Raw genomic sequence first — 17,412 nt, 5'->3', positions numbered from 1 at the left:
ATGAGGAAACCATTTTTAGCAGTATTGCTGCTGGTGCAGCTAACTACCATGAAGGTAATTGCACAAACAAACCAGGTGACTGTAGAGAACGGCACGCTGGAAGGCATAAAAGAAGCCGGTTCGCCCGTTACTATTTTTAAAGGTATCCCGTTTGCGCAGCCGCCCGTGGGCGATTTGCGTTGGAAAGAGCCACAACCTGCCAAAAACTGGACAGGCGTTTTAAAGGCCGACCATTTTGCGGGCAGCCCGATGCAGAAGCCAGTTTTTGGCGATATGAATTTCAGGTCATCGGGCACGAGCGAGGATTGCCTTTACCTTAACGTTTGGACGCCTGCCAAAACCATGAAGGAAAAACTACCCGTACTGGTTTATTTTTATGGCGGCGGCTTAGTTGCAGGGGATGGGTCTGAATCGCGCTATGACGGCGAAAGCATGGCTAAACGGGGGATTGTTGCATTAACTGTAAATTACCGTTTGGGTATATTCGGGTTCTTTTCTCATCCGGAGCTGACAGCCGAATCACCAAATCATTCATCAGGTAATTATGGGTACCTCGACCAGCATGCCGCGCTGGAATGGGTGAAAAAGAACATAGCCAAATTTGGCGGCGATCCTGATCATGTTACCATCGCAGGCGAATCAGCCGGGTCGATCTCGGTATCGATACAAATGGCCTCTCCTTTATCAAAAAACTTAATCAACGCCGCGATAGGAGAGAGTGGTGCCGGCATCAAGCCAACTTTAAATTCTATCCCATTGGCTGATGCCGAAAAGAACGGGGTAAAATTTGCCGAAAATATGAAAGCCGGATCGATAGCTGCTTTAAGGGCGCTTTCAGCGGCCGACTTGTTAAATGCTGCCTACAGCCCAAGCGCAACCCCCAACTCACCAACTATTGATGGCTATTTGCTGCCAAAATCGCTGCCCGAGATTTTTGAGGCGGGCGAGCAGGCAAAAATTCCAATCCTGGTAGGATGGAACTCGGCCGAAGTGCCTTATCAATTTGTAATGCGTGCCGACGCACCAACCCTGGATAATTACAAAAAAGCATTAAATACTTTGTATGGCGATAAGGCCGGCGAAGTAATGAAACTTTATCCTGCTTCGACAGATGCAGAAGTTATCAAATCGGCAACTGCCTTATCAAGCGATCGTTTCATTGTGTACAGTACCTGGAAATGGGCCGATCTGCAAATTAAAACGGGCGGCAAACCTGTTTATCGTTACTGCTTTTCGCGCATTCGCCCGGCCATGACGGCACAGATGGGTAATGCCTCCGCAGGGCTTGCCGGTGGTGTAGTAAAAAATAATGGTGGAATGGCCATGCCAAAAATGCCTGCGGCGGTTGGTGCATCTCATGCTTCAGAAATTGAGTATGCCATGGGGAACCTTGCCGGCAATAAAGTTTACGCCTGGACACCTGACGACTATAAAGTTTCAGAAACCATGGAAAGCTATTTTGCCAATTTCATAAAGAACTACAATCCAAACGGCCCTGGTTTACCAAAATGGGACGCCAATACAGGCAAAACCCCGGTTAAGTTTATGGATATCGATGTAAAAAGCGGACAGAAACAAGAAAACGACCGGGACAGGTATTTGTTCCTGGATAAAGAATATATGAAGTAAGATTTTTTATGGGGTGTTTTAATTGTCCTGGTTGCTGTAAAGCAGCCGGGACTTTTTTTATCTTATCTTTTGGTGAATGCAATTTTAACACCCATCAGCACAAAAACAACTGCCGAGAATTTATTAAGCCAAATACCAAATAAAGGTTGCTTTTTTAGCCGCCCGGATAATGAGCTGGCAAAAAATGTGAGTACAGCAAACCAGGCTAAACTCATTAGCGCGTAAGTTATACCAAGCAAAACAAAGGGCAGGGCATTGTGAATTTGTGCCGGGTGGATGAATTGCGGGAAAAATGCCAGGAAAAATATGGCAACTTTTGGGTTAAGGGTATTGGTTAACACTGCGGATAAATAAGTTTTATGCACAGGCTCCAATGCTATGGCCACATCCTGTTTTAAAATTTCGTCTTTGGAAAGAAACTTACTGATGCCAAGGTAAACCAGGTAGGTAGCGCCGGCGTATTTTATAAAGCTGAAAGCCATTGCCGATTGTGATAAAATTAATGAAAGGCCAAATGCCGCCAGTGTTGTATGTACAAGCACGCCTGTAGCAATACCCAAAGTTGCGTAAATCCCCGCTTTTTTGCCCTGGGCGATAGATTTGTTAAGCACGAAAATGGTATCGATGCCCGGAGAAATGATAAAAAGGAAAGATGTGACCAGGAATGTACTGAAATTTATGATGCCCATGGGGTACAAAACTAATAACATTATAACAAAATTGCTTTGCGGTAAGCTTTCTGCTTTTGTTAATTTTACCGAATGGACACTTTTGCCGACAGGATCATCGCCTTTAACCAACAACTGGAATATACAGGAACGCTACCAACTGGTGTAAGCATTATGAACCCATTCAGGGACAATGATTTTGCATTGGACGTATCTACCCGGTTTTACAATAAATATTACAGCGATAATCATCCCCGCCATTTGATATTAGGTATTAACCCGGGCCGGTTTGGCTCGGGTATGACAGGGGTATCTTTTACCGATCCTAAACGGATGATCAGCAAATGCCAAATACCCTATACCGGGCCAATTACACATGAGCCCTCGTCAGAATATGTGTATGATATGATTGATGCTTTTGGCGGTATAACCGCGTTTTATCAGCAGTTTTACATCCACTCGGTTTGTCCGCTCGGCTTCACCATAACCGGCCCAAAAGGCAAAGAGGTAAATTATAACTATTATGATACGCCCGAACTTACCAGGGCTGTATACCCCTTCATAGTAGAAAATATTCAAAAGCAAATTGACCTGGGTTTTGAAACAGATGTTTGTTTTTGCTTTGGTACCGGTAAAAATGAAACCTTTCTGCGCAAGCTTAATGACGAGCACCGGTTTTTTAAACAGGTTGTGGCGCTGGAGCATCCGCGCTTTATTATGCAATACAAATTAAAAACTAAGCAGGATTATATAGCCAAATACCTGAAGGCTTTTAACGCGGTTGTTATTCCTTAAAGCTATTTAGTGCTGATATCGCGTTTATGATCATCAAACTCCTTGCCGGTGGCGTGGTAATCCCTTATCAATTTGGCCAGTTGTTTCAGCTCAAAATCGGTAAGTTCGGTACCACCAGCGTAATGATACTCTGGTTCTGTGCCATCTAAAAAAATGGCGCCCAAATATCCCTTATCAAAAGTTTTTGGGCTGTCTATATCCCTGTATAACTTGTAGGTCCCGTTGTTGTTTTCGTTAATCTTATTAGTATCCGCCGGATCAACGGCAATAATAATATGGGTTCCGTCTTCTTTATTAATGCCGAATGTTACGCCGCTGGTTATCATTAATCAAAAAACAAGCCGGTTGGACAAATGTTTGAGTACACACGAATTTGAAATACACGAATTGAACGAATTGGAGCGAATTTCACGAATTTGAAAAGTTTGCCAAATTTTAAGCTCAGTATTAGTTACCATTAGTTCGTCAACTTGAAACTCATTATTTGTGCTAATTCGATTTAATTCGTGCAATTCGTGTTTTGTTTTTTCATACTTCTTTAAGAAAATTAAAAAGTTTTGATATGTTTATAAAATTATTCCGATCAGCTATTCCACGGCAAAATAAGCAGGGTTTATTATAACTTTGTTAGGTGGGTGACATAATTGGCGGCGAATAATTTCAGGAAAATAACACTCAAAATTCAAACTATCAATGATAGCTTTTTTACGAAAAAATGCCGGTATTAAGCTGGTAATCCCACTTTTGTTTGTATGGTTTAGTGCAAACGCACAAGACGCAGCTAAATTTCCGCTGATACCTTATCCCACAAAATTAATACCGGGTAAAGGAGTATTTGTCATAACACCGCGAACCACTGTGAGCGGGTCAGCGTTTAAGAGCGAGGCCAAAGAACTCACCGCACTTTTAGAAAAAGGACTTGGACAAAAGCTAATCCTAACTAAAAATCAATCGGCATCAGCAATAAGCATTATTAAAAGTGCCGATATAGCAGTATCAGAAGGCTACAGGCTTACTATCACACCAAAGCATGTCGAAATTTTGGCTAACTCCGGTGCCGGCGTTTTTCATGCCATCGAAACCATCAGGCAACTGTTACCTGTATCAATAGAGAAAGGCACAACAAGTAAAAAGTTGGTTTTGCCGGTGTTAACCATTGAAGATGAACCTGCTTATGATTGGCGCGGCATGCACATGGATGTTTCGCGGCATTTTTTTTCTATCAGCTATCTTAAAAAATTTATCGATAGGATGTCGCTTTACAAAATGAACAAGCTGCACCTGCACTTAACCGACGACCAGGGATGGCGCATAGAAATAAAAAAATATCCCAAACTAACCAAAGAGGGGGCATGGCGTACATTCAACGACCAGGATTCGTTGTGCATGAAACTTTCAAAAGACAACCCCGATTTTGCGATCGATAAGGAGCATATCATTCAACGCGGCGGAAAAACACTTTACGGCGGGTTTTACACCCAGCAGGAAATGAAGGGTGTGGTAGCCTATGCCGCGGCAAAACACATCGATATTATCCCCGAGATAGATATGCCGGGTCACATGATGGCGGCTATCAATTCGTACCCGTTTTTAACCTGTAATGGCGAGAATAAATGGGGAACGCTGTTCACCAAACCCATTTGCCCTTGTAACGAAACAACTTTTGAGTTTGCTCAAAACGTATTTACCGAAATTATGGACATCTTCCCATCCCAATACATTCACATTGGCGGCGATGAAGTTGACCGTACCGATTGGGGAAAATCCGATGCCTGCAAAGCTTTGATGGAAAAAGAAGGAATAAAAGACCTGGCAGCCCTGCAAAGCTATTTTATTAACCGGATGGAAAAATTCTTTAACTCCAAGGGCCGCAAACTAATTGGCTGGGACGAGATTATTGAAGGCGGCATCAGCCCTACGGCTATTGTAATGTACTGGCGCGGATGGGTACCCAACGCGCCTGTTGAAGCGGTAAAAAACGGCAATACGGTGATTATGACGCCCGGCGAGCCCTTATATTTCGATAACCAGCCCGATCAGTATTCGGTTGACCGGGTGTATCATTTTAACCCCATCCCCAAAGTACTAAATGCGCAGGAGGCTAAATCGATCATCGGCGCCCAGGCTAACATCTGGTCGGAGCGGATCCCATCCGAGCGCCGTGCCGATTATATGGCCATGCCCCGGATGACCGCCCTGGCCGAAATGCTTTGGACAAATCAGCCTGATAAATATAATTCATACCTGCAACGCCTGGTACGCCAATATAGCAGGATGGATGCCCTTGGGATAAATTATCGCCTGCCGGATTTGCCTGGCCTGTTAAACGAATATGTATTTACCGATGAGGGCAAATTAAGCATTGTATCGCCTTTGCCAACTTTGACCATCCGTTACACTACCGATGGAACCTTGCCCGGCGTAAATTCACCGGTATTGCCTTCGCCCTTGGTTATCAAAAAAGCCCAGTTGGTAAGGGTTGCAGCATTTACCCCAGGTGGCACCCGTGGCGATGTTTACAACCTGAATTATACTCAACAGCAAATGCTTGGCCCGGTTAAAATAGCGCCGCCAAAACCCGGCCTGGCCTGTACTTATTACAAAGCCTACTTTAAAGCAACAACTTTTATGAAGGACGCTAAAGTTGATAGTACATTTACCACAGATAAAATTGAAGTACCGGCAACTGTAAAAGCGCCATCATTTGGTATTACCTATAAAGGTTATATCGATGTACCCGCCGATGGCATTTATAGCTTTTACCTTACCTGCGATGACGGCGGAGTGTTAAAAATAGGCCCCCATATGGTTGTCAATAACGATGGAAATCATTCGGCCCAGGAACGCAGCGGGCAGGTGGCCTTAAAAATGGGGGCCCATCCTTTTCAGCTCGATTTTATTGAAGGTGGCGGCGGCTTTAAGCTGGGTTTAAAATATAGTTTTAACGGTTCTGCCCCGCAGGATGTGCCGGCAGCTTGGTTTAAAAATTAAGATTTTTTTATGAAAAAATTTACAGGCATAGCATTATTGTTATTGGCCATTGGCCTAAAAGGTTTTAGCCAGGGCGCACCAAAGCCCTACGGGCCGTTACCCACAAAAGGCCAGCTAAACTGGCAGGAAATGGGTATGTATTGCATTATCCATTACGGTGTTGATGTTTATACCGATAAGGAGTGGGGTTATGGCGATGAAGACCCTAAGCTTATCAATCCATCGCAGTTTAGCGCCATGCAAATTGTAGGTGCTGCCAAAGCCGGCGGTTTTAAAGGCGTTGTAGTGGTTGCCAAGCACCATGATGGCTTTTGCCTTTGGCCCACCAAAACAACCGAACATAACATATCCAAAAGCCCGTATAAAAATGGCAAAGGCGATATTTTGAAAGAATACCGCGAAGCTTGTGATAAATTAGGGATGCAGCTTGGGGTATATTGCTCGCCCTGGGACAGGAATAATCCTAATTATGGTACGGATGAATATATCAAAATATACCGCGAGCAATTGCGCGAATTATATACCAACTATGGCCCACTGTTTATATCATGGCACGATGGCGCCAACGGCGGCGATGGCTACTATGGTGGCAAACGCGAGGTGAGGCACATCGACAGATCGACCTATTATGGCTGGGATGCCACCTGGGCCATTACCCGTAAACTGCAGCCCAACGCCGTTATTTTTGGCGATGTTGGCCCCGATGTACGCTGGGTTGGGAATGAAGAAGGCCATGCCGGCGAAACATGCTGGGCAACCTATACGCCCCATGCCCCGGTAGAAGGCAAAAAGCCAGGCAATGGCTTTGTAAAAGATTACGAAGGTACAGAAGGCACCCGCAACGGTGATTATTGGATGCCTGCCGAATGCGATGTATCATTAAGGCCCGGCTGGTTTTACCACAAAACACAGGATGATGGCGTAAAATCGCCGTATACGTTGCTTGACTTGTATTACAAAAGTGTTGGCCGGGGCGCCGCGCTTGATTTGGGCTTATCGCCCGATCCGCGGGGAATAGTGAACGAGATAGATGTTAAATCGCTTACAGCATTTGGTACCCTGTTAAAACAAATATTTGCGGTTAACCTGGCAAAGGGCGCTACCGTTACCGCAAGTAATATACGTGGTGGCAATAAATTAAGCTTTGGCCCGCAGCTTTTGTTAGATAATGACAGGTACAGTTATTGGGCTACTGATGATAAAGTAACTATGCCAAGCCTGACAATCGACCTGCACACACCAAAAACATTCAACGTTATCCGCGTACGCGAAAACATTAAGTTGGGCCAGCGGATAGAAGCTTTTGAGGTTGATGCCTTTGTGAATGGCAAATGGCAGCAGATTGGCGCCGCTACCAGTATAGGCGGTAACAGGTTGATCCGTTTAACTCAAAACATAACAGCAAGTAAATTAAGGTTAAGGATAACCAAATCGCCGGTTGCCATTGCGCTTAGCGACTTTGGGTTGTTTAAAGAGCCGGTACATTTAACCGCCCCTAAAATTACCCGGAACAAAAAAGGCGAGGTAAGCATAACCACCGAGGCGCCTGTAAGCGCCATAAGGTATACTTTAAACGGACAGGAACCAACCATTAGCTCGCCGGTATATAAAGGCCCGCTTTTGCTGGCCAATGGCGGTATTGTTAAAGCCCGTAGCTTTGAAGGCAAGGCACAAAAAAGCGACGTTGCTTTTGCGTCATTAGGTTATGCCAAAACAGATTGGAAAATTATTGCCGCCACCACCGCAAACGACGGCGGCAACCGTGCCGAAAACGCGGTTGATGAGCACACCGGCACACTGTACAGCACATTAAGTAAAGAAGACGCAAAGTTTCCGCAGCAAATAACCATTGATATGGGCACTGCCCGCCAAATTAAAGCGTTTGGATATTTACCAAGACAGGATAAGCAGCCGGACGGCATAGTTGACCGGTATATTTTTTATACCAGCGCAGATGGGAAAGAATGGGTGAAAGTGGCCTCGGGCGAGTTCTCGAATATTAAATCGAACCCGATTGAGCAGCCGGTTGTTTTGAGTAACCCCGTTAACGCCAGGTATTTTAAATTTGAGGCTGAACATGTAATAGCCGGCAATGGCATTACTGTTGCCGAATTAAGTGTTTATTAATAATCTATTATATAGCCGGGTTTATGTTTGTGCAAACCCGTCATACAATCTATAAGTAACGAATGAAAAAACAAATCTTTTTAGCCGGGATCCTGGCAGTTATAACAGTAAGCGCGTTTGGCCAGGCCCATATGCCCAAAAAAACGAGGAAAGCGGTGCCGGTATCTTTTACCAAATATGTTGATCCATATATCGGCACCGGCTTTCATGGCCATGTGTTTGTTGGCGCAAACGTTCCTTTTGGTGCTGTGCAATTAGGACCAACCAACCTGTCCGAAGGGTGGGATTGGTGCTCGGGCTACCATATTTCCGATTCAACCATTATCGGCTTTCAGCACACACATCTAAGTGGTACCGGTATCGGCGATTTGGGCGATATATCCTTTATGCCAACAACCGGAGCCATCAAAACCTATAAAGGCAGTTTGAAAGACATGCAAAACGGCTATGTATCGCTATTTAGTCATCAGGACGAAGTAGTGAAGCCGGGATATTACAAGGTGAAACTAAAACGCTACGATATTGGCGTTGAGCTTACGGCCAGTACAAGGGTAGGGATGCACAAATACACTTTCCCGGCTTCAAAAGATGCACATATTGTTATTGATTTGCAGGAAGGCATAGGCTGGGACAGACCTTATGAAACCTATATTAAGCAGGAAGATAAATACACCATCAGCGGGTACCGTTTTTCAAAAGGATGGGCGGCCGATCAGCGTATTTACTTTACCGCCGTTTTCTCAAAACCGATAGAAAAATTCACCGTTTATGACAGCACCGCTAAAGTCGGCGTTACAAAAATAAAAGGTGTAAAAGTTAAGGGTGTTATCAGCTTTGCTACCTCAAAGGGCGAGGTTGTTTATGCTAAAGTTGGTATTTCGCCGGTAAGTTCGGCAAATGCCATGCTGAATATCAAGGCCGAAATACCAGGCTGGGATTTTGCAAAAGTTGTTAGCCAGGCAGACCAGGCCTGGAATACGCAATTGGGCAAAATCACCATTAAAGCTGATTCATTGTCGATATTGAAAAAGTTTTATACCGCTTTTTATCACTCCATGGTAGCGCCGTCTATATTTAATGATGTAAACGGCGAGTACTGGGGTACCGATAAAAAGGTGCATAAAAACGTTGGTTTTAATAACGTAACCACTTTTTCGTTGTGGGATACTTACCGGTCAAATAACCCTTTATCAACTATCATTCACCCGGAGCATACCAATGATATGATAAACTCGATGCTGGCCATTTACCAGCAGCAGGGTACCTTACCAACCTGGCATTTAATGGCCAATGAAACCAATTGTATGGTGGGTTACAGCGCGGTACCTGTTGTTGCCGATGCATTGCTTAAAGGCTACAAAGGTTTTGATGCTAACCTGGCCTATGAGGCTATGAAAACCACGGCGATGCAGGATGCGCGTGGCGTTAAATTTGTTAAAAAACTGGGTTTTATACCTGCGGATAGCACTGCTGAATCTGTTTCGATGGGTTTAGAATATGCCATTGACGACTGGTGCCTTGCCCAGGTTGCCAAAAAAATGGGCAAAACAGCCGATTATCAATACTTTAGCAAACGCGGTAAGTACTACAAAAACTACTACGACCCTAAGGCCGGGTTTATGCGTGGCCGCTTAGCCGATAATTCATGGCGTACGCCATATAGCCCTTTCATCTCTATCCACGAGACAGGCGACTTTACCGAAGGCAACGGCTGGGAGTATACTTTCCTGGTGCCGCAGGATGTTGAGGGATTGATTAGCTTACTGGGCGGACAGGACAAGTTTAATATCAAGCTCGATTCGTTATTTATTGCCGAGGGGGATATGGGCAAATTTAAGTCGCCCGATGTTTCTGGTTTGATTGGCCAATATGCCCATGGTAACGAACCTGGTCACCCAATGGCCTACTACTATGATTACTCGGGCCAGCCATGGAAAACTGCCGCTAAAGTACGCTATATCCTGGACGACTTTTATACCACCAAAACAGATGGTATTATTGGCAATGAAGATGTTGGCCAGATGTCGGCCTGGTACGTATTATCGGCCCTTGGTTTTTACCCGGTTAACCCGGCCAATGGCCTGTATGTTTTTGGCAGCCCTGTTATTAACGAGGCTACGTTGAAGCTACAGGGAAATAAAACATTTCACGTGGTAGTGAAAAATAACGGGCCCAAAAATATGTATATCAACGCCATGAAACTAAACGGTGTAAACTATACCAAAACCTATTTTTCGCACAAACAATTGATGGCCGGAGGCGAGCTGGAAATAACTATGGGCGATAAGCCAGGTACCGTTTGGGGTATAGGAGAGGCTAATAAGGCGGTATCGGTGTTGAAGTAGAAATTAAAAGCGGCGAAAGACTTACGAAGTTTTAAAAACTTCGTAAGTCTGGCTCTGCGGATGGGTATATTCTTAATACTTCCCGCTTCCCGATAATATCATCGAAGCCAGTTGTTCGTCTCTGTCATATATATCCTGGCGAAAATTCAGCTTGTTATCTCTATCGGTAAATGCCGTGAAATAAGCGATAAACACAGGCACTTTTTGTTTGAGTGTTACGGTTCGTTCTTTGCCAAGATGCATTGCCTTGTTAATTTTATCGGCAGTCCAGGTGGTGTCATATTTCAATAAAAAAGCAGCAAGCCTGGCCGGTTCGCCAACCCGGATGCAACCGTGACTGAATGCCCTTGACGATTCGCCGAATAACGATCGTGATGGTGTATCATGCAGGTAAATATTATAACTATTCGGGAACAAAAATTTTACAAGGCCTAAGGAGTTCTCGGGGCCGGGCTTTTGTTTAATTACCGGCAAACCATTCTCGCGGCCGGTAATCACCATATTATGCTTGTTGATATAATTGGGGTTCTTTCGCATATCGGGCAGTACCTCGTTTCGTACAATACTCTCGGGCACGTTCCAGTATGGGCTAAATACCACGTATTGCATCTGGCCATAAAATATAACCGTTTGGTGTACCTTTTGCCCCACAACCACATTACAGCTCCATAACAAACTATCGGCATGATAAACGTGCAATTTAAACTCGGGGATATTTACCGCCAGGTAATCGGTATTTAAACTAACAGGAAGCCAGCGGCACCGCTCCATGTTAACAATAATCTGCCTGATGCGTTTTTTTAGCGGCACGTTCATTTCGGCCAGGGTGCCGGGTCCCGGCAGCCCATCGGCGGTTAAGCCATGCCTTAGCTGAAACTGCTTTATGGCTTGTTGTAAAGTATCGTCAAAAACAATATTTAATGTATCTCCCTTAAAATCTTCCAGTTTATATAACCGTGTCCTTATTTGCGAAATAACTGCCGACGAGTCTCCCGGTTTTACGCCCTTGGCCGATGGAATTGCGGCCCAGTTTTCTTTTGCATCTAATGCCCGGTATTTGGCAAGATAGCCTTTTAATAAATCGTACTGCCTGTAAACAGGTTCTGACAAGGTGCTGCCGGCTTTGCCGCTTCGCTTCAATAATGTATCGAGGTAATCATTGTATGAAACTTTTTTGCGCGGCAAAAACCAGTTAACCGCTTTACTGGTAGAATCGCTCATTCCCTGGAAGGCCAGTTTAGAGAACACAAAATACTGGGCGGTAAGCATTAACTCAGTGGCAATATTGGGGTTGGGGCTTTTACTCTTAGGGGCAAATATCAATGAATCTAATGCTTTGGGGTAGGGGATAGCTTTGTAAATGCCTTCATTCTGCAAATTTCCTAACCTGTCGGCTAAGTTTCCGGCCTGTTCAAGCAGTTTTCCTTTATTATACCAGGCATAGGCAAATTTACGCTTACTGTAAAACATGCTGATATCTTTAACATACGGATCAAATGCCGGGTAAGCTTTTATGAAGGTTGCAAGTTGTGTACTATCAAAAGTTGCGTCGGTTTGATCGCTGAAACTGCCTGGGATGGTTTTATTCCATTCTTTAACAGCCTTTCGTTTAAGCGAGTCGGCTTTTGACTGCCGGTTAAGTTTAGAACTATGATTGCAGCCTAATGGTATGTATATGAGTGGAATAAGTGTTATGGAAATGAATTTACAAACGCCTTTTAACATGGATGTTTTTATTGGTAAGATAAGTAACTATTAGAAGAATAAAAAAAGTTATAAAAATGTATACTAATTATATAGACATTATAGTATATTTGTTTCATCAAATCGAAAGCATGTTAAGTAACACCATAAAATACCAATCAAACAACTCTTTAAATCGCTATGATTTTAAGGGGATGATGTGTATGTGTTGCTGCTGTTGAGTTTCTCCTCTTCAAAACCATAGATCAACCCAAAAGTTTACTGACCTTGTTATTAATAATATATTTTATGAACGCTTACCTGATAAATCCTTTAAAGAAACCATTTTTTGATAGGGTGTCGCATTACCGGCAGGTGATTTATGGATTATGCCATTGTTGAAGGTGATATTTAATCCGCTACTTCAATGAACGTAATTTAAACACCATTAATTGTACTACAAAATGTTAACTACCGCTAATAAATATCCGTTTTTCGATCTTTCAGAAATTGTTCCTGATAATGATATTCCATTTAAACCTTACCGTGCTTTGCAACCTGTAAAAGCAGGTAATTTTATCCCCGATCTGAAATTTTCCAATGATTACAGCCGCTGGCAGTCGTTTTTCAACGGCGCGCAAACACATGGGCCAATTGCTTTAAGACAGTTGCTTAAAAAACCATTGGTGATAGCGTTTTACTCGCACCACTGGAAAGAGCAAGGCTTTGAACTGTTGAACCAGTTAAACAACATTCAGCAGGAAATAAAAGCAAATGGTGGCACCTTGTTGGTTATCAGCGATGAACGTACCGACGAACTGGGAAAACAGGCCTGGGAAAACAGCTTTACCCTTAATTTTTATCACGACGAGGAAAAAAACATTGCCCAAACTTTCAGGATATACTCGGATAACGACCCGGTTTGGAACCGTTTTTCGGGCATTGATGTAAATGTGCCCTTATTGGCCACCTACATCATCGATGCCAATAAACAGGTGATATACAGCCATATTGACCTTGATTTTTTAGGAACGTTTAATGGCGAAGACATTATCTCTTCGGTTTACGAATCGTCGTTGATTATTAACAGCAGAAAGTCGGCCTGATAAATTTACAGGACAATTGTTAACAAAAACTAAGATTATGTCAAACGCAATTGATGAGCTTCAGCAAGTTAAAAGCAAGGTACATCGCCAGGTACTAAAGGCTAACGATGAATATGTAAAACATTTTGGCGATAAAGGCAATCTTACTATCCCGCCGGCGCGGCAGTTTGCCATTTTAACCTGTATGGATGCCCGGCTTGATCCGGCTAAATACGCCGGCCTTGCCGAGGGCGATGCCCACGTGATCCGTAACGCAGGTGGCCGGGCAAGCGATGATGCTATCCGTTCGCTGGTGATATCGCATAAATTATTGGGTACTAAAGAATGGTTTGTAATACACCATACCGATTGTGGTATGGGTTTGTTTACCGACGATATTATCCGCGATTTATTATCCAAAAGCCTGAAAACCGCAGTTATCGACGAAAACGGCTGGCGCAATACCGATGAAAACGGTGGATCTGACGAAGCCAATCATATCGCATTCCTCACCTTTAAAAACCTTGAAGCAAGCGTTGTGGAGGATGTGGAGCGCATCAGGCATCATCCTTTGGTAGCAGGTAATATCCCCATTTACGGTTATGTATATGATGTGCGGTCGGGTAAGCTGATTGAGGTGCCCGCGGCTACACATGCCGGAGAGGTTTTAAACTAAACTATATCCGGGTAAAACCGTTAATTTGGATATCTTAGGGGTATCAAATACCTCTTTGTGCCATACATGAAGCTTGAAAAGCGTGATTATGATGCGATAATAGTAGGGTCGGGGCCCAACGGGCTGGCTGCGGCAATTTTAATGCAGCAACACGGGCTTTCTGTTTTATTGCTTGAAGGTAAAAACGAAATAGGGGGAGGCCTGCGCACTGCCGAACTTACCCTGCCCGGTTTTAAACACGATATTTGCTCGGCCATCCATCCACTCGCAGCCTCATCGCCTTTTTTTGAAACATTGCCGCTTGCACAGCACGGCCTTGAATATATATTTCCACAAACAGCAGCCGCCCATCCCTTTGACGACGGAACGGCTGCTGTTTTGCTTAAATCGGTAACCGAAACGGCCAGGTTACTCGGCAACGATGAGCAGGCTTACCTTAATTTAATGCAACCCGTTGTAAAAAACTGGCCATTAATCGCGCCGGATGTTTTAGGCCCGTTGCATTTTCCCAAACATCCCTTGCTGATGGCACAATTCGGCCTGCCTGCTATAAGCCCGTCAACCTTGCTTGCCAACAGGTTTAAAACCAAAGCGGCTAAAGGTTTACTGGCGGGAATGGCGGCGCATTCTATACAACCCTTAAGTAATTTTGCTACATCGGCTATTGCATTGGTATTGATGGCACAGGGCCATTTAAAGGGTTGGCCGTTACCAAGAGGTGGTTCGCAGCAAATAGCGAAGGCGCTGGCCTCGTATTTTATATTTATAGGCGGTAAAATTGAAACTGGTTTTTATGTTGAGTCGCTAAATCAATTACCTTCATCGCATGCTGTTTTATTCGATATTACCCCAAAACAATTGTTAAAAATAGCCGGGCATAAATTTTCTCCGCTGTACAAATGGCAATTGGAGCGCTATCGTTACGGCGCAGGGGTATTTAAAATTGATTGGGCTTTGGATGCACCAATCCCCTTTAAAGCCGAAGCAGCAAAGCAGACAGGTACCGTTCACATCGGCAACACATTTGCTGAAATTGCCGAAAGCGAACAACTGGTGTGGAAAGGTAAACATCCGGATAAACCCTACGTGCTTTTGGCCCAGCAAAGCACCTTCGACTCATCGCGGGCGCCGGCAGGTAAACATACGGCGTGGGCGTATTGTCATGTACCGAATGGTTCAAAGGAAGATATGACCGATATTATAGAACGACAGGTTGAACGTTTTGCACCCGGTTTCCGGGATACAATTTTGGCTAAGCATACCTTTAACACCGCCCAGCTTGAAGAATATAACCCCAACTACATAGGTGGTGATATTAGCGGCGGTGCAATAGATATCGGCCAGTTATTTACGCGGCCTGTGCTGAGGGTTTCGCCTTATAAAACCTCGGCCAAAGGGTTGTACATTTGTTCATCATCCACGCCTCCGGGCGGCGGGGTGCATGGTATGTGCGGGTATCATGCGGCAAAAAAAGCGTTGAAAGATATATGGGGCATAAAGGTAAAACCCTTGTAATACAATATATTATTAAAATGTCATTGCGAGGTACGAAGCAATCGCTTATAATGACGTGTTTGTAAGTACCTGACTGTCAATATAAAATACCCGTCATTGCGAGGTACGAAACAATCCCCGACATGCTAAGTCCCACATGGTTCAGGATTGCTTCGTTCCTCGCAATGACGGGTGTTTAGGCCATTGGTTTAACTATATTTCGTTGCAGGTCATAACGATTTTTTTCAGGTTTTACCTGACGGACACTCGCAATGACATAATAAAATATTAATTCAACTCCAGCGTCACTACCGATTTTGCGGGTAGTGTAACCACCAGTTTATCGCCATCTTTTTTGGCATTGGTAAAGCTTGCCAAATGCAATTTGTTTGGCGCTGCAAAAGTGTTAATATCCGTGATATTGGCCGATGTTAATACCTGGCCTTTAACAGCGTTCCATTTTACATCCTTCAATTCGGTAGTAATGGTAATGGCATTGTGCAAATCAAGATTAACCAATGATATATGTACTTTACCTGCAGCATCCTGTGATGCCGATGCGTTTACCGCCTCTATTTTTTTGCCGTCAACCTCATAGTTTGGCACGTTCAGTTTAATTGGCAGGTATTTGGCATCCTGGTGCACCTTGTACATATCAAAAACATGATAAGTAGGGGTAAGCAGCATTTTTTCTTTGTCGGTTAAAATAAGCGCCTGTAATACGTTAACGGTTTGCGCTAAAGCTGCCATACGTACACGGTCGCTGTGGTTATTGAAAATATTAAGCGTAGTACCGGCAATTAAGGCATCGCGCAGGCTGTTTTGCTGAAACAAAACGCCGGCATTGGGGCCTGGTTCCGGATCTGTCCAAATGCCCCATTCGTCAACTACCAAGGATACCTTCTTTTCGGGATCGTATTTGTCCATAATGGCCGAGTGTTTGGTAACCAGCTCTTCCATTTTAAGGCAGTTAACCATAGTGCTGAAGTATTCTTTTTCGCTAAACTCGGTAGCTGATCCTTTTTTACCCCAGTTGCCTGTAGGAATGGTGTAATAATGTAATGACAGGCCCGACATCATCCCCGACGGAATGTTCTTCATACAAACTTCCGTCCAGTTATAATCATCAGCATTGGGTCCGCTGGCTATTTTTTGCAGGCGTGCACCCGGATAATCTTTGGCGAATGAAGCATAACGTTTAAAAAGGTCGGCATAGTAATTTGGCGTCATATTACCGCCGCAGCCCCAGCTTTCGTTACCTACACCCCAAATGGTTACTTTATAGGGTGCCGGGTGACCGTTTTTAACACGCTCTTTAACCACAGTGCTGGTACTGTTCGAGTTAAGGTATTCAATCCATTTCGACATTTCTTCTACCGTACCGCTGCCCACATTACCGGCAACGTAAGGCTCGCATTTCAATAATTCGCAAAGTTCCAAAAACTCATGCGTGCCAAAACTATTATCTTCTGTAACGCCGCCCCAGTTGGTGTTTACCATCCGTGGGCGTAAGGCCGTTGGGCCAATACCGTCGCGCCAGTGATATTCATCGGCAAAACATCCGCCCGGCCAGCGCAGGTTAGGGATTTTGATCTTTTTCAACGCCTCTACAACATCCAGGCGGATCCTGTCCTGTTTTTTAACAGGGAGATTTTTATCAACCCAAAAACCACCATAAATACCACGGCCCAAATGCTCGGCAAATTGCCCGTAAATGTGCTTGCTGATGGTTGTTTTTGAATCGGTACTGATACTAAGCGTTCCGGTTTGGCTGTAACCGGATGCCGAAATTAAACACATGGCTGCAACGCCAAGTGATGAAAGCAAATTTCTTTTCATTGAATAACAGGTTTATGCCGTAAAGAAAAGAAAAAATAATTAATAAGTGTTGTTTTAACAATAAAAAGATTTGACGAGTG

Annotated in this window: 12 protein-coding genes; 8 read left to right on the top strand and 4 right to left on the bottom strand. The window is 44.1% G+C overall.

Features of this window, described 5'->3' with window-relative positions:
- Complete coding sequence (locus AC1DXF_RS15735) at window positions 1–1,629, top strand: carboxylesterase/lipase family protein (RefSeq protein WP_477449676.1); 1,629 nt, start codon at window positions 1–3, stop codon at window positions 1,627–1,629.
- A 62-nt stretch (window positions 1,630–1,691) separates the two neighbouring features.
- Here the strand turns inward: AC1DXF_RS15735 and AC1DXF_RS15730 are convergent, their stop codons facing one another.
- Window positions 1,692–2,339: a LysE family translocator gene (locus AC1DXF_RS15730; RefSeq protein WP_477449675.1), complete on the bottom strand. Its 648-nt coding sequence runs from the start codon at window positions 2,337–2,339 to the stop codon at window positions 1,692–1,694.
- A gap of 51 nt (window positions 2,340–2,390) precedes the next feature.
- On the opposite strand from AC1DXF_RS15730, the gene AC1DXF_RS15725 reads away from it, so the two are divergent.
- Window positions 2,391–3,092: a uracil-DNA glycosylase family protein gene (locus AC1DXF_RS15725; RefSeq protein WP_477449674.1), complete on the top strand. Its 702-nt coding sequence runs from the start codon at window positions 2,391–2,393 to the stop codon at window positions 3,090–3,092.
- A gap of 2 nt (window positions 3,093–3,094) precedes the next feature.
- Here AC1DXF_RS15725 and AC1DXF_RS15720 read toward each other — a convergent pair whose 3' ends face one another.
- Window positions 3,095–3,418, bottom strand: coding sequence for a hypothetical protein (locus AC1DXF_RS15720; protein WP_477449673.1), 324 nt, complete (start codon window positions 3,416–3,418; stop codon window positions 3,095–3,097).
- A gap of 367 nt (window positions 3,419–3,785) precedes the next feature.
- On the opposite strand from AC1DXF_RS15720, the gene AC1DXF_RS15715 reads away from it, so the two are divergent.
- From AC1DXF_RS15715 to AC1DXF_RS15705, 3 genes are all read left to right on the top strand, one after another.
- Window positions 3,786–6,083, top strand: coding sequence for a family 20 glycosylhydrolase (locus AC1DXF_RS15715; protein WP_477449672.1), 2,298 nt, complete (start codon window positions 3,786–3,788; stop codon window positions 6,081–6,083).
- Window positions 6,084–6,092: 9 nt separating this feature from the next.
- Complete coding sequence (locus AC1DXF_RS15710; RefSeq protein WP_477449671.1) at window positions 6,093–8,210, top strand: alpha-L-fucosidase; 2,118 nt, start codon at window positions 6,093–6,095, stop codon at window positions 8,208–8,210.
- Between the two features lie 62 nt (window positions 8,211–8,272).
- On the top strand, window positions 8,273–10,555 hold the full coding sequence (locus AC1DXF_RS15705; protein WP_477449670.1) for a GH92 family glycosyl hydrolase: 2,283 nt from the start codon (window positions 8,273–8,275) through the stop codon (window positions 10,553–10,555).
- A gap of 72 nt (window positions 10,556–10,627) precedes the next feature.
- Here AC1DXF_RS15705 and AC1DXF_RS15700 read toward each other — a convergent pair whose 3' ends face one another.
- Window positions 10,628–12,280: a L,D-transpeptidase family protein gene (locus tag AC1DXF_RS15700; protein ID WP_477449669.1), complete on the bottom strand. Its 1,653-nt coding sequence runs from the start codon at window positions 12,278–12,280 to the stop codon at window positions 10,628–10,630.
- 422 nt (window positions 12,281–12,702) lie between these two features.
- Between AC1DXF_RS15700 and AC1DXF_RS15695 the strand changes: the two genes are divergently transcribed.
- The 3 genes from AC1DXF_RS15695 (at window position 12,703) to AC1DXF_RS15685 (ending at window position 15,514) form a co-directional block, all read left to right on the top strand.
- A complete protein-coding gene (locus AC1DXF_RS15695; protein WP_477449668.1) occupies window positions 12,703–13,344 on the top strand; it encodes a peroxiredoxin family protein in 642 nt (213 codons plus the stop codon).
- A 37-nt stretch (window positions 13,345–13,381) separates the two neighbouring features.
- Window positions 13,382–13,999: a beta-class carbonic anhydrase gene (locus AC1DXF_RS15690; RefSeq protein ID WP_477449667.1), complete on the top strand. Its 618-nt coding sequence runs from the start codon at window positions 13,382–13,384 to the stop codon at window positions 13,997–13,999.
- 66 nt (window positions 14,000–14,065) lie between these two features.
- A complete protein-coding gene (locus AC1DXF_RS15685) occupies window positions 14,066–15,514 on the top strand; it encodes a phytoene desaturase family protein (protein ID WP_477449666.1) in 1,449 nt (482 codons plus the stop codon).
- Between the two features lie 267 nt (window positions 15,515–15,781).
- Here AC1DXF_RS15685 and AC1DXF_RS15680 read toward each other — a convergent pair whose 3' ends face one another.
- Entirely contained in the window at window positions 15,782–17,332 is a 1,551-nt protein-coding gene (locus AC1DXF_RS15680) for an alpha-N-arabinofuranosidase (protein WP_477449665.1), read from the bottom strand.
- Window positions 17,333–17,412: the final 80 nt, after the last annotated feature.

Source organism: Mucilaginibacter sp. P2_A5 (assembly GCF_056404995.1).
The sequence above is the reverse complement of the archived record's forward strand: the minus strand, read 5'-3'. Positions and strand labels throughout refer to the sequence as shown.